General features: G+C 67.4%; 21 protein-coding genes. 6 read left to right on the forward strand and 15 right to left on the reverse strand.

The window, feature by feature from the left end; genetic code table 11:
* Positions 1–4: 4 nt before the first annotated feature.
* The 4 genes from AP234_RS00775 to AP234_RS00790 all read left to right on the forward strand — a co-directional run bounded on the left by AP234_RS00775 (position 5) and on the right by AP234_RS00790 (position 1,949).
* Entirely contained in the window at positions 5–607 is a 603-nt protein-coding gene (locus AP234_RS00775; RefSeq protein WP_055477557.1) for a hypothetical protein, read from the forward strand.
* Between the two features lie 94 nt (positions 608–701).
* The gene (locus AP234_RS00780) at positions 702–1,181 is read left to right on the forward strand and encodes a hypothetical protein (RefSeq protein ID WP_055477558.1); all 480 of its coding nucleotides are present in this window, start codon (positions 702–704) and stop codon (positions 1,179–1,181) included.
* A 68-nt stretch (positions 1,182–1,249) separates the two neighbouring features.
* On the forward strand, positions 1,250–1,654 hold the full coding sequence (locus AP234_RS00785; RefSeq protein ID WP_055477559.1) for a DUF6292 family protein: 405 nt from the start codon (positions 1,250–1,252) through the stop codon (positions 1,652–1,654).
* A gap of 67 nt (positions 1,655–1,721) precedes the next feature.
* Entirely contained in the window at positions 1,722–1,949 is a 228-nt protein-coding gene (locus tag AP234_RS00790) for a hypothetical protein (RefSeq protein ID WP_055477560.1), read from the forward strand.
* Between the two features lie 50 nt (positions 1,950–1,999).
* Here AP234_RS00790 and AP234_RS34505 read toward each other — a convergent pair whose 3' ends face one another.
* Positions 2,000–2,461 carry a DUF2335 domain-containing protein gene (locus tag AP234_RS34505; RefSeq protein ID WP_160330353.1) on the reverse strand — a complete coding sequence of 154 codons (462 nt, stop codon included), beginning with the start codon at positions 2,459–2,461 and terminating at the stop codon, positions 2,000–2,002.
* 339 nt (positions 2,462–2,800) lie between these two features.
* Positions 2,801–3,094 carry a hypothetical protein gene (locus tag AP234_RS00800; RefSeq protein WP_152990161.1) on the reverse strand — a complete coding sequence of 98 codons (294 nt, stop codon included), beginning with the start codon at positions 3,092–3,094 and terminating at the stop codon, positions 2,801–2,803.
* 85 nt (positions 3,095–3,179) lie between these two features.
* Between AP234_RS00800 and AP234_RS00805 the strand changes: the two genes are divergently transcribed.
* Complete coding sequence (locus AP234_RS00805) at positions 3,180–3,383, forward strand: hypothetical protein (protein WP_055478168.1); 204 nt, start codon at positions 3,180–3,182, stop codon at positions 3,381–3,383.
* Here the strand turns inward: AP234_RS00805 and AP234_RS00810 are convergent.
* From AP234_RS00810 to AP234_RS00850, 10 genes are all read right to left on the reverse strand, one after another.
* Positions 3,361–3,642: a hypothetical protein gene (locus AP234_RS00810; RefSeq protein WP_055477563.1), complete on the reverse strand. Its 282-nt coding sequence runs from the start codon at positions 3,640–3,642 to the stop codon at positions 3,361–3,363. The genes AP234_RS00805 and AP234_RS00810 overlap by 23 nt on opposite strands.
* A gap of 769 nt (positions 3,643–4,411) precedes the next feature.
* Positions 4,412–4,714, reverse strand: a complete 303-nt coding sequence (locus AP234_RS00815; protein ID WP_152990162.1) for a hypothetical protein — start codon at positions 4,712–4,714, stop codon at positions 4,412–4,414.
* Between the two features lie 469 nt (positions 4,715–5,183).
* A complete protein-coding gene (locus AP234_RS00820; RefSeq protein WP_235557893.1) occupies positions 5,184–5,399 on the reverse strand; it encodes a hypothetical protein in 216 nt (71 codons plus the stop codon).
* 29 nt (positions 5,400–5,428) lie between these two features.
* Entirely contained in the window at positions 5,429–5,953 is a 525-nt protein-coding gene (locus AP234_RS34510; protein WP_152990163.1) for an HNH endonuclease, read from the reverse strand.
* A gap of 97 nt (positions 5,954–6,050) precedes the next feature.
* Positions 6,051–6,857: a peptidoglycan recognition protein family protein gene (locus AP234_RS00825; protein ID WP_055477566.1), complete on the reverse strand. Its 807-nt coding sequence runs from the start codon at positions 6,855–6,857 to the stop codon at positions 6,051–6,053.
* Between the two features lie 12 nt (positions 6,858–6,869).
* A complete protein-coding gene (locus AP234_RS00830; protein ID WP_055477567.1) occupies positions 6,870–7,139 on the reverse strand; it encodes a hypothetical protein in 270 nt (89 codons plus the stop codon).
* Positions 7,140–7,141: 2 nt separating this feature from the next.
* Positions 7,142–8,842: a hypothetical protein gene (locus tag AP234_RS00835; RefSeq protein WP_152990164.1), complete on the reverse strand. Its 1,701-nt coding sequence runs from the start codon at positions 8,840–8,842 to the stop codon at positions 7,142–7,144.
* An 85-nt stretch (positions 8,843–8,927) separates the two neighbouring features.
* Positions 8,928–9,650 (reverse strand): hypothetical protein, encoded by a 723-nt coding sequence (locus tag AP234_RS00840; protein WP_055477569.1) that lies wholly within the window; start codon positions 9,648–9,650, stop codon positions 8,928–8,930.
* 2 nt (positions 9,651–9,652) lie between these two features.
* Positions 9,653–9,964 (reverse strand): hypothetical protein, encoded by a 312-nt coding sequence (locus AP234_RS00845; protein ID WP_055477570.1) that lies wholly within the window; start codon positions 9,962–9,964, stop codon positions 9,653–9,655.
* An 8-nt stretch (positions 9,965–9,972) separates the two neighbouring features.
* Positions 9,973–10,908 carry a hypothetical protein gene (locus AP234_RS00850; protein ID WP_055477571.1) on the reverse strand — a complete coding sequence of 312 codons (936 nt, stop codon included), beginning with the start codon at positions 10,906–10,908 and terminating at the stop codon, positions 9,973–9,975.
* Positions 10,909–11,578: 670 nt separating this feature from the next.
* On the opposite strand from AP234_RS00850, the gene AP234_RS36950 reads away from it, so the two are divergent.
* Positions 11,579–11,830: an HNH endonuclease gene (locus AP234_RS36950; RefSeq protein ID WP_055477572.1), complete on the forward strand. Its 252-nt coding sequence runs from the start codon at positions 11,579–11,581 to the stop codon at positions 11,828–11,830.
* A gap of 97 nt (positions 11,831–11,927) precedes the next feature.
* Here AP234_RS36950 and AP234_RS00860 read toward each other — a convergent pair whose 3' ends face one another.
* From AP234_RS00860 to AP234_RS00870, 3 genes are read right to left on the reverse strand one after another with little or no spacing between them, the layout of a single operon-like run.
* The gene (locus tag AP234_RS00860) at positions 11,928–12,128 is read right to left on the reverse strand and encodes a hypothetical protein (RefSeq protein ID WP_055477573.1); all 201 of its coding nucleotides are present in this window, start codon (positions 12,126–12,128) and stop codon (positions 11,928–11,930) included.
* Between the two features lie 13 nt (positions 12,129–12,141).
* Positions 12,142–13,179, reverse strand: coding sequence for a hypothetical protein (locus AP234_RS00865; protein WP_055477574.1), 1,038 nt, complete (start codon positions 13,177–13,179; stop codon positions 12,142–12,144).
* A 15-nt stretch (positions 13,180–13,194) separates the two neighbouring features.
* Positions 13,195–14,520, reverse strand: coding sequence for a hypothetical protein (locus tag AP234_RS00870; protein WP_152990165.1), 1,326 nt, complete (start codon positions 14,518–14,520; stop codon positions 13,195–13,197).
* Positions 14,521–14,522 lie beyond the last annotated feature (2 nt).

Genomic DNA, 14,522 nt, shown 5'->3' on the forward strand with positions numbered 1-14,522 from the left:
GACCATGTCCTGGCACCTGAACGTGGACCGGCCCGTCTACACCCGCCACCCCACACCGCGCGGGTGGGGGAACACCGTGACCTCCACTTGGCAGGCCCTGGCCCTATCCGACGACCTGGCGATGCTGGGCATCGCCGTACACGAGGCCGGACACGCGGCCATGATGCTGCAGGGCGGCATCCGGGTCGTGAGTATGACCGTCTATTCCCAGGAGGAAGCGCGAGACCAGCCGTGCCTTGCGAAAACCGTCCACGATGACTACTCCGTCGACTACCACGTGATCGCCTCCGCCCTCGCGGCAGGGGAGCGCGCCCAAGACAGGTGGCTGCGTCAGGAGAAGCTCTGGACTCCAGAGCGTGCGTGGGCGGTCGAACGCCACGCCCTCGACGACCGCGCTGAACTGGAACAGATCGTGAGCAGTCAACTGCACGGCACGTTGACCTACGGACGGAACCCCTCCGACCACTTCGACTACGCCAACATCTGTGACCGCACCGACAAGGCGTTGGTCCCGCTCTGGGGCGGGGTGCTCGCACTCGCCGGCGAACTTGCCAGGCGGAAGACGCTGACCGGCGGCCAGGTCACAGCCGTCCTGGCCGCCGCATGACGACGCGCCCCCACACCTAGCCGAGGCCGCGACTACCAGAACACGCGCGGGCGGCACCAGGCCGCCCGCCCTACCCCGAGAAGTGAGGACACACATGACCACCACCGCCCAAGCCGAGCGCGAGTACTCCATGTACGAGGCCGTCACCGAGGCTGCGATCAACAAGTTCGCTGGCGAGCGTGATCCCGCCCGTCGGGCAGAACTGCTGGACACGATGGCCACTGAGGACGAGCACCAGGCCCGCCTGCACACCGCAGCGTTCGGCCCCGAGCCCGTCCCCGGGGAGCCGGGCCGGGACATGTCCGAGGCGCTGGCGTCCTGTGCCGTGCTGCACCGGGCGGTCGCCGCCACGGAGCGGGCACTGGCCACAGGTCAGCCGCGCGTCCCCGCCACCGACCCGCGGATCGAGGAGGTCGGGCGGGAGCTGCTCGACCAGCTCGCCACAGAGCCCGACCCCGCTAAGCGGGCGGTGCTGTGCACCGCCCTGCACGACGTCGTGGCCCCGCTCGTCGGCGCGTGTGCGGCCATGACGTTGACCGGCCTGGCCGAACTGTATGAGGAGATCGCCAGCTGACCCCCCCCCGCGTCCCGTCCACTCCGGTGGGCGGGATGCAATCTGCCGACACGAACAAGAGGAATGAGATGGCGGAGATCGACTACCACAACGCGCACGCCCCCTACACCGACGCCGTGGCCCACGCCCTTGAAGTCGCAGGCATCGAAGTGGACGGCTGGTTCGCCGACGCCAACGACCCCAGGGACTCCTGCATCACCCTGGCCAGAAGCAAGCCGGGGCGTCAGCGAGTGGTCGCCTGGACCGAGGAGAAGGGCTGGATGTACGGCACCGGCCCCGAGAACGACTCCCTCAACGCGATCTACGGGATCTGCGACGGCGTACTGCCCGAACCGGCCGAGGTCGTCGAGGCCGTCCGTAGGTGTCTGGCTGGCGATTTCTCCAGCACCGACAGTTACACGGCCCGTCTCCGGGACTTCGAGGACGACGAGGACGGGTTCGAGGAACGTCTCGCCGCGTACGCGAAGGCGTAGCCCATGGTGTCCCGCTCGCTTCGGTGGGCGGGACGCTCCCCCATCTGCTAGTCCCGAGGAGGACTCCATGGCCACGTACGAAAAGACCCTGGCCCAGGCCCGGAAGGTCGGCAACGCCAACGCAGACGACGCCGAAGCGATGGCGTTGTACTGCGCGGACATCATGCAGTTCATCGTGGGGGCCGCGTCCCCCAAGCTGGTCTGGGAGGGCGCCCAGCGCCGCGGCATGACGCACCTTGAGTTGGCGCGCTTGGCGCAGAAGGACCCCGCCGCGGTGCATGACTTGATGTGGTGACCTGCTGCGTCTTGCCCCGCCGGCCTTCTGGGAGGCGGGGCTTCCGCTGTCTACTTCTCCTTCAGTTCCTTCGGCTCCTTCACCCCACCCGACGACCGGCCGGTGAGAAAGGAGCGGATCAGCATGACGACCGGGAAGGAGAGCAGGGCAGTTCCTGCTATCCACTTGCCGATGGCGAAGAACACGATGGAAGCGATCACCGCTATGAGGGTCAGCAGGAACGCGAACGCCTGCCCCTGTTTGGCGGAGTCGATCTCGGCATCGATGAGCTTGGCTTCGTTGTCGATATGTCCGGTCGCGACCTTCTCCGTCATCGCCAGTATCCGCTCGGCGGCACCTGGAAGTACCGCCTCGTACTGGGCGAACACCTCAGGCGGCGGCAACGGGCCCTGGAAGGAGCTCGTCAAGACAAGCTCGGCTTGCGCGGTTTCGGGTTCCTCTACCTGGAGGTCCCTAAGTCCCGCGAGATCGATTTCATCGCGGTGACCATTGCCTTCGCGATGACGCGCCACGCCTCGGCCATTGGCTCGCGCTGGGAGAGCTCCTGTCGGGTTGCCCTGAGATGAGGCGACGGGTCCAGGGTCAGCATGTCGAACCCCGTCGACAGACGCGACGTCTTCCTCCGCGCCGGACTCTTGCCCGTCGTTCTGTGAGTCGTCGTCATGACGCAACGGTAGCTCCCGATGGGGGATGTGAACTATGCCAGGGTAGACAAGCGTCACTCAAGGTTTTGGCCGAAAGCGACAACTCGATGTGCTCTATTGCACACCACCTGCACGTCTAGCGTCGCCGCACCTTGTAGATCATTTGTGGCAGTTCTACGGCTGGGGTGTAAGTTTCTTCTCCTCAGGTCAATCCCAGACCCCCGCAACACGCCACTCGCCACACTGCTCGACCAGTTCCAGGACGCCCGAGCCGTCTGGGCCGACCGCTCGGACGATGTAGTGCCGCACCGTGAGCGCCTCGATCGGCAACCCTGCGCCGCCCCCCGTCCACCAGGGATCCTGCGCCTCCCAGTACGGCTCCACCTGCTCGGCCACACGGTAGGTGCGGCCCCATGCCGTGATCGCGACCGGGAGCCCGTCAGGGCCGGTCGTGACCTGGGCCGGTTCGTTGTAGCGCCGCATCCAGCCAGTATCGCTCATGTGTTCGATCCTGCAGGGGGCCGCCACCACCGTGCGCGGACGCTCTTTGCTCCGCCTTGACCTGCGGTTTCCTACCATCTCCCGCATGACACGCTGGGTAGGCACCGACGGGTGGGAGGTTGAGGGGATCGTCCTCGACGGCCGCCCGCTCTTGCGTGTCCAGCACCTCGGCTATCTGGTCGCGTACTGCCGCAACGTGGGTGAGGTCGCCCAGCACCTGGACTTGGCTGACCTCGTCGAGGTGGTTCCCCTCCCCCACCAGTCCGTCAGGACTGGGCCGCTTCCCTGAGCGCCATCCGCGCCGCGAACCAGTCGCTCTGCGGGATCTCCCCCCAAAAGGGATGGCCGTACAGCACGCTGATCAGGCGGAGCCGCTCGGCACGGGCCGCTTCCAGTTCCTGACGGAGATTCTCAGGCATGGCCGCGGTGCCTTCGACGATGGCGGTCGCCGGCGGCCCCTGCTGGGCGAGTTCCTCGCATCGGGCGTCGGCGGCGAGGAATGCGCGCTGCGCCTCGATCAGATCAGATGGGAAGTCGTAGTCGGCCATGAGTCCCCCGGTTGGTGTGCTGGTTCGGGGGATGATCTTACGAGGACGGCCCAGGCATGGCGGGCAGTACCCCTTGATTGCCGTCCCCCGGGTGATCGCCGTCGCATCGGGCGCGAGTAAACCCAGCCCCAATCACCTAATTGTGAACCCCCGCAACCTGTGAAGCGTCCTGTCCTCAACAGGAGGCCGCATGGAACCACTTGAACGCCTCGTCGATGAACTCCGACTGGAGCTCACGCTGATTGATGCCCTGCACTGGGAGGCCATGCGCCTCACCAGTGCGCGTCGCCGAGAGAAACCACAACCCTCCGGCAGGAGAGCTTTCGAGCAGGTTTCAAGCAGCGGACGTAATCCCAGGTCAGTGACCAACTAGCTTGGAAGCATATGGGGTTGGTGCAGGGGCTGGCGGGAGGCGATCCCCGCTCACGCCCGGCACCGCTGTGACCGGACCATCGTGGGTGTCGGGTTGCCCTTGCTTCCGTCCCGCTTATCCGGTCGCGGGAGTTGGGCAGCCTGGGCACCGTCTGCGCGGGCCAGGATACGCGAAAGGGCGCCGCGCTCGTGGGCAAAGGTGAGCAGGGCGCCCTCGCATGTGGGGGGCTGACCGCCGTACGGCGCAGTCAGCCCGTGCGCCGGGTGTTGGAGTCCCCTGGACTCCTCACCGGGTCACGGGCCAGCATAAGCCGCCGCACGTCCGGGTGCGCACCGAAAACCGGCGATATGTGAAACCGATATGGGTTAGCCCCGTCCTCGGACAGCTCGTGCCCGGTCAGGGTGCGATCAGGATGTGGGGGACGCTGGCGCCGACGTCCATCCGGTACGTCCCACTGGCCACCACCACCCCGTCGACCATGACCCAACCGTCTGCCGTGGCGTCCACCGAACACGGGGAGAGCACGGGAAGCTTGCCGAGCTTCTGGGCCTGGCGCTCGAGCGCGGCGAGGTACTCCGGATGCTCCAGCATCCGGATGTCCCCGACCCGGACACCTGCTTGGTCCTCGAGGTTGATGTAGATCGGTGCGTCGTGCCGCTGGCACTGCAGCACGTGCTGGGGTGAGAAGGTGGCGGTCACCCACTTGCCGCAGTGTCGCCGGATGATCCACGTGCACTGGGGCGCGTGGGCGTATGTGATCGCATCTGTGTGGCCGCCGTCTAAGCAGGCGACCCGTCCGGCCTTAATCATGGTGGTTCCTCTCGCGTTGACGAGCCGATCGGGCCACGGTGCCGCATCGGCACGCCTACTGTCCGGTCCCGACCGCCAGGCCGGACCAAAACAGCCACCGGGGCTAACGTCGCGCCGGCCCATGGAACGAGAACGGCCCCGCGCACCGGAGTGGGCGGGGCCTTCGTGGTCCTCAAACGAACCATCAACTCAACAGCTCACGGGAACTGGCCCGTAGTCCGCGAGGTACTGCGGGTGCTGCGTCAGGACATGGCAGTCGCACAGGAAACCGCCATCGTGTAGGGCATAGGAGCATCGGGGGTCGTGCTCACTTATCGGCGCGCTGCGGGCAATCGCCCACGCGGTCGGGAAGTCCACGTCAGGCCGCCAGGTCGTAGTCCGGCTGGCGCTTCGTGAGCCCGGCGGCGAGCCACCACCGGCCGACCGCTGGCCAGCGCGACTCGATCCACCTGCCGAGTGCGTAGTACGCCGCAGTGAAGACCACGGTCACCAGTTCGGTCAGCGGACCCTCGGGCAGGGTCAGGCCGATCCGGGCGGCCCAGCCGAGCAGCACGCCGACAATGACCGGGACCACCGTTCGAACGAGGCTTGGAAGGAATCCGTTCACGTTGCCGCCTTTCTGCGGTTGTAGTTACGGCGCTGTCGCTCTCGGTCGCAGGCCTTGCAGTGGCGACGTCCGTTGCGTCGCGACGTGTTTTCCTCGGTGTACTCGTGGCCTTGAGGGCAGTGCGTCTTGGCGGAGCTCATGTCGTGGGCGAGATCACGTCGGCGGACGTTGACCGACTGCGGCACAGGGTCGAGGTGACAGGGGTTCACGCACTTCTTGTTCTGGCAGAGGTGATCGAGAGTGAGCCCTTCGGGGATCTCCGCCACCATGTGCTCGTAGGCAAAACGGTGCGCCAGGAGGTCTCGACCACCGATCGAAACCTTGCCGTACCGCTGTCCACTGCCGGTCCAGATCCAGCAATCACCCTGTTCTACCACCTTGGCCCAGAACAGTTCTGCCGCCGATGGTGGACACCAGAGGGGATCTCCGTGTCGTCGCCAAACCATGTAGTGGCGGCTACAGAAGCCTTTTGAGTCATGCGGCTGCGGGCAGCCGTCTACGTTGCAGATACGCTTGCCCATGAGGGCACCTCCCAGAAGGTGTTCTCCACGCCCCGGGCCTGTTCCAGCAGGTGCCGGGGTCTCATTTCTATCGGATGCCACCGACAAAACCGCTTGATCAGGTGATGGGCCGCTCGAACGCGGCCTTCCAGGTGAGTGGCCCGACGATTCCGTCAGCCGCCAGCTGCCAGCCGTGCGCGGTGGAGTCCCGCTGGAACGCGACGCACACCGAGCGGGACTGCGGCCCGTACTTGCCGTCCACGTCGACCGCCCAGCCGCGTTCCCGCATACGGGCCTGCCAGGTGTACACGTCACTTCCGCTGGTGAGCGGCGGGTAGGCGAGCAGCCGGCCGGGCCAGGCCGGGGCCTTCACCCCGGGTTTGGTCGTGTTCCCGGCTGGCGGGGGTGTCGTGCTCCCGCCGGGTCTGGGCGCGCCGCGGCGGATCCACGTAGCGATGGGGTCGCCGGGACAGTCAGTGGGGTAGCCGTCTCGGTGGCCCTTGATCTCCGACCCGGCACCGCCCTTGGCGCGGAGGTAGTCGATCGCGTCGAGGATCCCCCAGAGCATGCCGTCGGGTGGCTGTACGAGGCCGGCGTTGCCGACCAGCGCGAGCACCGCGTAGTGACCGCTGTTGAGGCCGGGACCGTTGGCGGCGGGCAAGTGCCCTGGCCCTCGCCCCATGAAGACTCGCCGGTGAGGACAGCAGCACAGGCTGTAGCCGATATCCATCCACTGGTTGCCGTCCATGTGGTGGTTCTGGATGGACTTGACCAGGGCCACGCATTTGTTGTGGTCGTCCACGACGCCCGGATCCACCCGGCCGCCCGTGTAGTGGACCTTCACCCCTCGGGTGGACCGCAGCGGCGAGTACCCGCCCTTCGGCCGTCGGGCACCCCACTGTGCGCGTGTCACAAGATCAACCACGGCAGCCCTCCTCTACTTGACGATGAGCGTGATGATCGTCGCTACGACGGATCCGAGCGCGGTCAGCGCGGTCAACGGAAGCGCGTACCGGTACCGTTCATCACCCCGCTGCCGCCCCTCGAGGTCTTCGACGAGCTTGGGTAACGAGGACAGGGCTACCACGGCGGACTCCACAAGCCGCAACCGAGCCTCGTGATCGGTAATCCGGTCGTGGTCGGCCTGCTGCTGCGCCGAAACAACTGCCACCTGCGCGGCCAACTCGGTCTCAGATGAAGCCGACACGGTCAGATCGTGGTGCCGTGGTAGCGGACGTCACCGTTGATGCTGGTGAAACTCACCGGCCCGGCGACGCACTCGATATCCATCCGGAACTGATAGATGCGGCTGGTCCCGGGCGGCATGTTGAACTCGTGATCCACACCGCTGGCCGTGTAGACCCACGGCTTGGAACCCGGGCCGTTCCACACGTCCTCGAAGACCACCAGGCCGAGTGGTGCCGCATCGACCGAGCAGACCGGCGACATGTACACCCGCCAGTGCGCACCCGCCCCGACAGTCAACGTCACCGTCGCCGACGCGACCCCCATCGTGTGCAGGCGGCGGCACTGTGACGGGTTCGCGTAGGACACGCCCTGCGTGAAGGTGTACACCTGCCCGGATGTCATGTCCAGAGGCGGACCACCAGGCGTCGGCACATGCCGAAAACGCTCGAAGGTGCCGATGATGGTTGTTGCCTCGGGCCGGGAGTGCAGGGTGCCGTCGGCTGCGCAGTAGATCTCGGACGTGGTGTTGGTGTCGTCGCAGGCGAACGGCTGGCCGATCCGGTCGGCGAGCGGCCATACGCCAGAGGTGGCGACGATCAGCGGCGTGGAGGGGGTGCCGTCGCCGTCCAGGCCGCAGCCGACGCTCGGCGGGGGCGCTGGCGGGACGTACAGGCCGCCGTCAGCGCCGAACGCTGCCTGGTTGCCGGCATCGGCCGAGAGTCGTGCTGCGATCTCCCCGCTCGCGGGGGTGTAGGCGGCGCCGTCTCCTGCGGTCAGGCAGCCGCGAACATCCGCGCACTCGACATACAGCCCGTCGGGCCCCTCCTGTAGGAGGTTGCTGCCACCGCCCGGCGGGGCGGCGTCCATCCGTACCGCCCCGGTCACCTGGTACGGGGTGGCCGTAGACCCGTCGCCGGTCAGCATCAGGTCCAGCGTCGGGGAGTCTGCCACCTGCAGCGCGGTCGGGTCGCCGACACCCGGCGGGACCATCAGGCCCCCATCGGAGCCGATGGCGAGCGTGTTTCCTGCGTCGGTGGAGGGCCGGGCGGTGAACTCCCCTGTTCCCGGGTTGTAAGTGAGGCCATCCCCAGCGCTGAGGCAGGGGCGGACGTCGTCGCAGGACACCGCCCCAGGGGTGACGAGCAGACCCCCATCAGTGCCAAACCTGAGCGTGTTTCCCGCATCCGTGGACGGCCGGGCGGCGATCCCACCGGTAGCAGGGTCGTAGTCGACGCCGTCACCGGCCGACAGGCACCCGCGCACGTCACCACATTCGACGTACAGCCCGTCCGGTCCCTCGTGGATGAGGTTGGCTCCGCCGCCGGGCGGGGCCGGGTCAAGCTGCACGTCAGCCGACAGGCTGTAAGGGTCTGCAGGGGTGCCCGTGCCTGCCAATGTCAGATCCACCGTGGGGGTGTCTGCCACACCCAGCGCGGTCGGCACGGCCGAACTCGGCGGGACCATGAGCCCGCCGTCCGTCCCGATCTCCAGCGCGTTCCCGGCGTCCGTGGAGGGCCGGGCGGTAATCTCCCCCGTTCCGGGGTCGTAGTCGATGCCGTCGCCAGCGGACAGGCAAGGCCGCACGTCATCGCAGGACACTGTGCCGCCGCCGTCGGCGCTGATCACGTACGGGCTGGTGGTGCCGCCGTCACCGGTGACGGTGACTCCAGGACCAGCGGTGACGGTGCAGGTGCAGCGGCGGGCCCCGCAACACTGAGCCAAGGCTTCCTCCGATGTGTCGGAGTAGCGCCCGGCCCGCAACGCCAGCAGCTAAGGCGAGTCTACGACCCGACCACCTGGCAGGCGATCAGCCGTGGAGTTCCACGATTACGAGTCCATGGCCGCCCTCGGCGCCGGGAACCGAGGTACCCGTGCTGAGCGCCCCGCCAGCGCCTCCGCCCCGGCCACGCGGCGCACTTCCCGGGCCTTCGCCACCGCGTTGGAAACCGCCATGCCCGAGGCGGCTTTCGCCTCCGACGCCGGACATGCCTTGGGTGGCGGACAGACGGATCGCGCCCCCGCCCGCGCCGCCACCTCCGGAGTTGCCATTGCCGGTGCCGACCAAAGGTCCGGGAATGCCCGTCGAGGTGGAGAAGGCGGTGCCTGTGGTCATGTTGGCAGTCCCGCCGTCACCGCCGAATGCGACCGCGAATCCGCCGAACGATGAGGTGCCGCCGTTGCCGCCGGGGTTGTTCCCACCACCAGCCGCGCCGCCCGCGCCGACCACGACGCTCTCTGTCGCGCCGAGGGAGGCCACCTCGATGAGCGCCTCCGAGTAGCCTCCGCCAGCGCCGCCTGGCCGGGCGATGAGTTCGCCGGCGGCGGCGTTCGCGCCGCCGCTGCCTCCGCCCGCGCCCTGCACCTTCACGTAAACACGAGCCAGCCACGGGTAGTCGGCTTTCCGGAATTGGTGGACACCCGGCGTGGAGTAGATGAGCACCTGGCGCAGGCCGAGACTCCCCGGGATTACGCATAGCTCACCGGACGGGGTGACGGTGAGGCGGTCGTCACAGACGCAGACCCTGGCCACGGCTACTCCCCTCCACCCGCGAGAGCGTTGAGCAGGTCGGCCAGGCCAGGCAGCTCGACATCGTTGGGGACGCCGAGGATCTGCCGGGCGGTCGCCTCATCCATGCCAAGCCGCATCAACTGCGCCACCGACGTGGTGAACCGCTCCCGCTCGGCGTCGAGGAGCTGCTGTCGATGCGCCGCAGTCTTCGCTTCGATGCTGTTCAGGACGCTCTCGTAGGCCTCGCGAGTGATTTCCACCGCGCCGGGAGGTGGGGGGATCTCCCGCTTGGAGACCGACCCGTCTTCGTACTGGTAGTAGAGGATCTTGTCCACAGGGCTCCTTAGAGGACGAACACGAATGCGCGCATGAACGACTGGATCCTGCTGTAGGTGGCCCCGCCGGAGCCGCGGCCCATTGTCACGTCGAGCGGCTCGTTCAGCGTGGCTCCCGGGGCGATCACCCGGTTGTAGACCTTCGTCGTCTGGCAGTGGACATTCGTCGCCGCGCTGCTGCCTCGGTTGGCGGTGTACACCATGCTGTCGGTGCTGATGCCGTACTCCGCCCCCGAGCTCGCGGGCAGGTCGAAAGCTACATCGACTTCGACTTCGCAGACGACGAACGCCTCCCTGCACGGGTCGGGGTTGGTGATCGAAAGATGGCGTGTGGTGACGACGTTGTCGCTCCCGGTAGGTACGGCGGTGGCGGGGTAGGACTGGTTGACCGAGTCCTGCACATACGTCGCTCGACCCCTCGGCTCGGACCGGAGAGTGCCAGTCGAGTCGCAAAAAACACGGCCCGCGTTCGCGTCGACCGGGCACGAGTACGGCCACGGCGTGACCTTGGCCGCCAGCGGTGAGGCCGCCGCTCCCGTGCCGGTCAGGCCGCACGCGCCGACGGTGAGCGCCGCCCGGAGCCCAGTCGCAGTGCACGCGAGGAGCTGGCCTGGGTTGGGGTCGATGATCGGCGCCGCCGACAGAGGGGCTCCAGTGGTGCCCTGCCCGGACAGGTCGATACACGGCGTGTCCTGGGTGGAGACGAACGTCAACCCACCCGAACCGCCACCGCCAGCGGCGTAGATCCCACCGTCCACCCCGATCGCCGCAGCGTTCCCAGCCGCCGTCGAGATCTTCACCCGGAACTGGTTCGCAGCGTCGTCGTACTCCAGACCCGGCCCGACAGCGGCACCGACGCAGTCTTGGATGATCTCGCAATCGCTGGCGGCGCTCGCGCTGATGACGTACGGATTGGACGCGGAGCCGTTCCCACTAATAGTCACGCCAGGGCCAGGCGCTAACGAACAAGCGCATGATCCACTGCATCCGCAACGCAAATTAAACCTCCTGTCCTTGTATAATTGTTAAATGACTCGGAGACTTACTCAAGAGGAGATCGACTCTCGTCCCCCACGTCTCTGCGCCTGCGGCGGCATAGCCCTGAACCGGACCGGAACCCCGCGATGCAGTGCTTGCAAGGAGGCATCGAAACAGGCTTCGCGAACGCGCTACAGGGACATCCGGCGCGCCAAACGGCCGCCTCGCATCTGCCCCCGATGCGATAAGGAAATCCCCTTCAACCCCGACCGTCCTCTCGCCGCCATTCACGAGGAGTGTCGCGTCCTTCCAACCAAGTCGAAGGCAGCCAAGAAGCGAGAACGCAAGTGCTGGAAATGCGGCACCAGCGAAGTTATCCACAAGATAGGCAGGCCGGTCTGCGCCGGTTGCTACGCGCTTGGAACGACCAAGCTGCGCAACTGCGTCGATTGCGATAAGCAATTCAAGACGCGTAACAACTCGACTCGCTGCAGCCAGTGCAGTTACCGGCGACGCAAGAAGCTGGCCGACCGCAAATGCTCTCGATGTGACACGCTGATCGACTATCGGTCCAGGAACTGCCCGAAGTGCCCCGCCAAATCTGTCCCTACGGCTCCGATCGGGCACCGGCGGAAAATGCGCTACGGCTACATCGAGATCAAGACCGAAAAAGGATGGCTGCGCGAGCACGTCCACGTCATGGAGGAGCACATTGGTCGTCGCCTGTTGCCGGGCGAGTCGGTACACCACAAGAACGGGATCAGAGATGACAACCGCATCGAGAACCTCGAACTCTGGACCCGAGCCCAGCCCGCCGGTCAGCGCGTGACCGACATGCTCTCCTGGGCGTGGGAAATCATCGACCGGTATGGCGACATGCCGCTGTGACTCGCCGTGCTCCATGGCCGGGCCTCCCAGCGGATCCCAAGGGGTCGCCCGGCCCACAGCACTGCGGCGTCAAGGTCAAGCGTACGGCTTGGCCGCGCTAAGGGCTGGCGACTACCGCGGCCCGGCCGGTGGTGGTGTTCGTTGCGACGAGCTGCCCGTCCTGGTCGACTGCCAGCAGGTAGGCGTTCGGTGGCACGCCGACCACCACCGACGTGCGGTGCTCCAGCACGCGGATCCGGTCGTCCAGGTCCCGCAGCAGTTCCTCTGGCGTGCGTGCCCGGCGTGGTCTCCTCGCCACCGTGTCCCCTCCCCTAGATGTAGGCGGTGTCGATCCCGACTGGTGCCAGGGTGACGCCGACCCGCTCCCCGTTCTCGTCGAACGTCACGTTCACCCGCAGCAACCTGAGGTCGGTCGCGACGGTGCGGCAGGTCCGCTCACTCGCGACCGGGACGACCACACCGGGGACAAGGTCGTTGATCCCGACCGGGGCTTCTGGGGAGAGCTGCGTCCCGTCGGGCACCTCCACATATAACGGCGACGGGCTCCCGGCGGCGACGATCGCCTCCGCCTCGGCCTGGGCGGACCGTTCGTCGAGGATCTCCTCCTCCGTCACCAGGACCTCGAGCAGTCCGCACGGGCCGGTCCCGCCTGCTTGGCCGCGCACGCCCTTCCCAAGCACCACCGCATCGGTCACAGCGGCGAGGCCATCCTCAATCACGGTGATCGGCCCGGCGAAATCCTCATCGGTCAGCGTCGAAAGCCGGGCGAGTGGCGTCTCCCCCGTGATGAGGATCCGCCGGCCGAGAGCGGTCCAGTCGACGCCAGTGCGGGCGAGCTCGCGCAGCGCGTCGAGGACGTAGCCGGAGTCGGCGGCGTACTGGCGTGCGCCCACGATGCCTGTGGGGGTGACCAGCAGGTGCTCGAGGACGCCTGGGTCGTCCCGGGAGTAGCCGTGCCGGACGAGGGCCTCGGCGATGTGGGCGAGGTCGGCCTCAGCAGAGCCGGTGAAGTCCAGCAGGCTCGCGATCCGTCTGCGGTAGAGCCACTGGGAGACGTCGCGGGCGTTGATGGTGGTGGCGTCGTCGGTGTACTCCATCCGGACGATCGGGCCGTCCCACACCAGGTTCCCGTCCCGGAAGATGTTGATGTTGTTGCACCACGACCGGGTGTTGCCGAGGAGCTCGCAGCAGTCCGGGCCGCTGTACGGCACTGTGATCTGCGCCTCCGAGGTGTCGTCGAGCAGCCTGCCCCACTGCCCGGTCGAGGGTTCGACGGTGCCGTAGGCCGCCCGGCCTTCCCGGTCGCGGATCTCGACCACGTATTCGTCGGCGCACCCGAGCGGTCCCACGCTCGTCTCCTCTCATCAGGTTTCGCGTACGACCGTGCGGAGCGTCACCGACGCGTCCTCAGCGATCAGGTCGGAGTCGGCGGACACACACACCGTGTAGGGGATGCCGCATTCCAGCACTGGCCAGGAGAACGGCCTGCCGTCCGGCCCGGAGACGATCCCCGCCGCTGGTGTCTCAGCCCGGCCGGGGCATTGCACGTAGGCGGTGCGGCGGGTCCCGTCGAGCACCAGGTGCGCGTACTCCGGCAGATAGGAGATGTTGATCTCCGAGCACCACGAACAGGGATCCAACTCCGACGCAGGAACATTCCCAGGGTTCGGGTAGAACCGCGCCCTCACGCTCCGCAGCACCCCGCTCCCCGCATACAGCTCCAGTACAGGCACCATGTCCGCCCAGATCGGCGCCGTTGCCGGCGACACCGTGACACAGACTTCGCGGCGTTCCCACGGCTCGCACTGGCAGTCATTCCTCGGCAGCGGCAGGTCCGGCACCACGGGGGGCGGGCAGTTGGGGTCCAGCGGGCAGGGCTGCGGTGCCTGAGCAGCGCATTCGCCGTACTCGTCCATGCACCCCGGGTCCGTCACCCATTCGACGCAGTCGTCGCCGCCGCTCGGGGGTGGCCAGGTGACCGCTTCAGCGATCGTGACCGGAGCCCTGAGCGCGTGCGGCCTGCCCGCGAGGAGGGTGAACTGGATCTGCAGGCCGGTGGCGGGGCAGCATCCGCAGCCGCCGCCGAACCGGCCGATGATGGTCGGGGCCTCGATCAGGGAGACGTCCTTGAGGGTGCGGAACACGCCCTGGGCGCATGTCTGCGCCGTGCACGGGCCGGGGCAGCACTCGGTGCTGCCGGTGGTGGTTGGGCAGCAGGTCATGTACTGCAAGTCGTCCCCGCCGCACGAACCGGAGCCGCAACCGAGCGACCCTTGCAACACCGATGACAGCCAGCGCAGGCCATAGTCCACGCTGCACGAGGTCCGCCCGAGCAGAGCGCCGGTGACGACGATCGTCCGAGGCCCGTACCGGCGACGGCCGATCACCACCCCATCGCCGGTCCGCGGGGTCACCGCCCGTTCGACGGGGGCCGAGTCCAACCCGTCGATGTCCGTGATCAGCAGCCCGGCGAAATCCACGCTGTCGGGCTCTGCAGGATCTACCCACGGCGCTTCATCCGGCCCCGGCAGCGTGTACGGCTCATCGCCGAGCATTCCGGCGAGGTCACCACAGCAGCAGTCCCCCACCTGCGTGGTGTGCGGTCGTAGTCCCGCCCGCGCGTAGGTGATCGTCCGGCAGGCGTTGGACACCTCCACGCCCCCCACACACAACCAGGACCGATCAGCCACCT

Origin of the sequence: Sphaerimonospora mesophila, from assembly GCF_001417795.1 — a bacterium.
Classification (GTDB): Bacteria; Actinomycetota; Actinomycetes; order Streptosporangiales; family Streptosporangiaceae; genus Sphaerimonospora; species Sphaerimonospora mesophila.

Coding starts and splice junctions, on each gene's coding strand:
- AP234_RS00785 (WP_055477559.1), top strand. CDS start 1,250: ATGGCGGAGATCGACTACCACAACGCGCACGCCCCCTACACCGACGCC.
- AP234_RS34510 (WP_152990163.1), bottom strand. CDS start 5,953: ATGGGCAAGCGTATCTGCAACGTAGACGGCTGCCCGCAGCCGCATGAC.
- AP234_RS36950 (WP_055477572.1), top strand. CDS start 11,579: ATGCGCTACGGCTACATCGAGATCAAGACCGAAAAAGGATGGCTGCGC.
- AP234_RS00780 (WP_055477558.1), top strand. CDS start 702: ATGACCACCACCGCCCAAGCCGAGCGCGAGTACTCCATGTACGAGGCC.
- AP234_RS00810 (WP_055477563.1), bottom strand. CDS start 3,642: ATGGCCGACTACGACTTCCCATCTGATCTGATCGAGGCGCAGCGCGCA.
- AP234_RS00805 (WP_055478168.1), top strand. CDS start 3,180: ATGACACGCTGGGTAGGCACCGACGGGTGGGAGGTTGAGGGGATCGTC.
- AP234_RS00800 (WP_152990161.1), bottom strand. CDS start 3,094: ATGAGCGATACTGGCTGGATGCGGCGCTACAACGAACCGGCCCAGGTC.
- AP234_RS00790 (WP_055477560.1), top strand. CDS start 1,722: ATGGCCACGTACGAAAAGACCCTGGCCCAGGCCCGGAAGGTCGGCAAC.
- AP234_RS00775 (WP_055477557.1), top strand. CDS start 5: ATGTCCTGGCACCTGAACGTGGACCGGCCCGTCTACACCCGCCACCCC.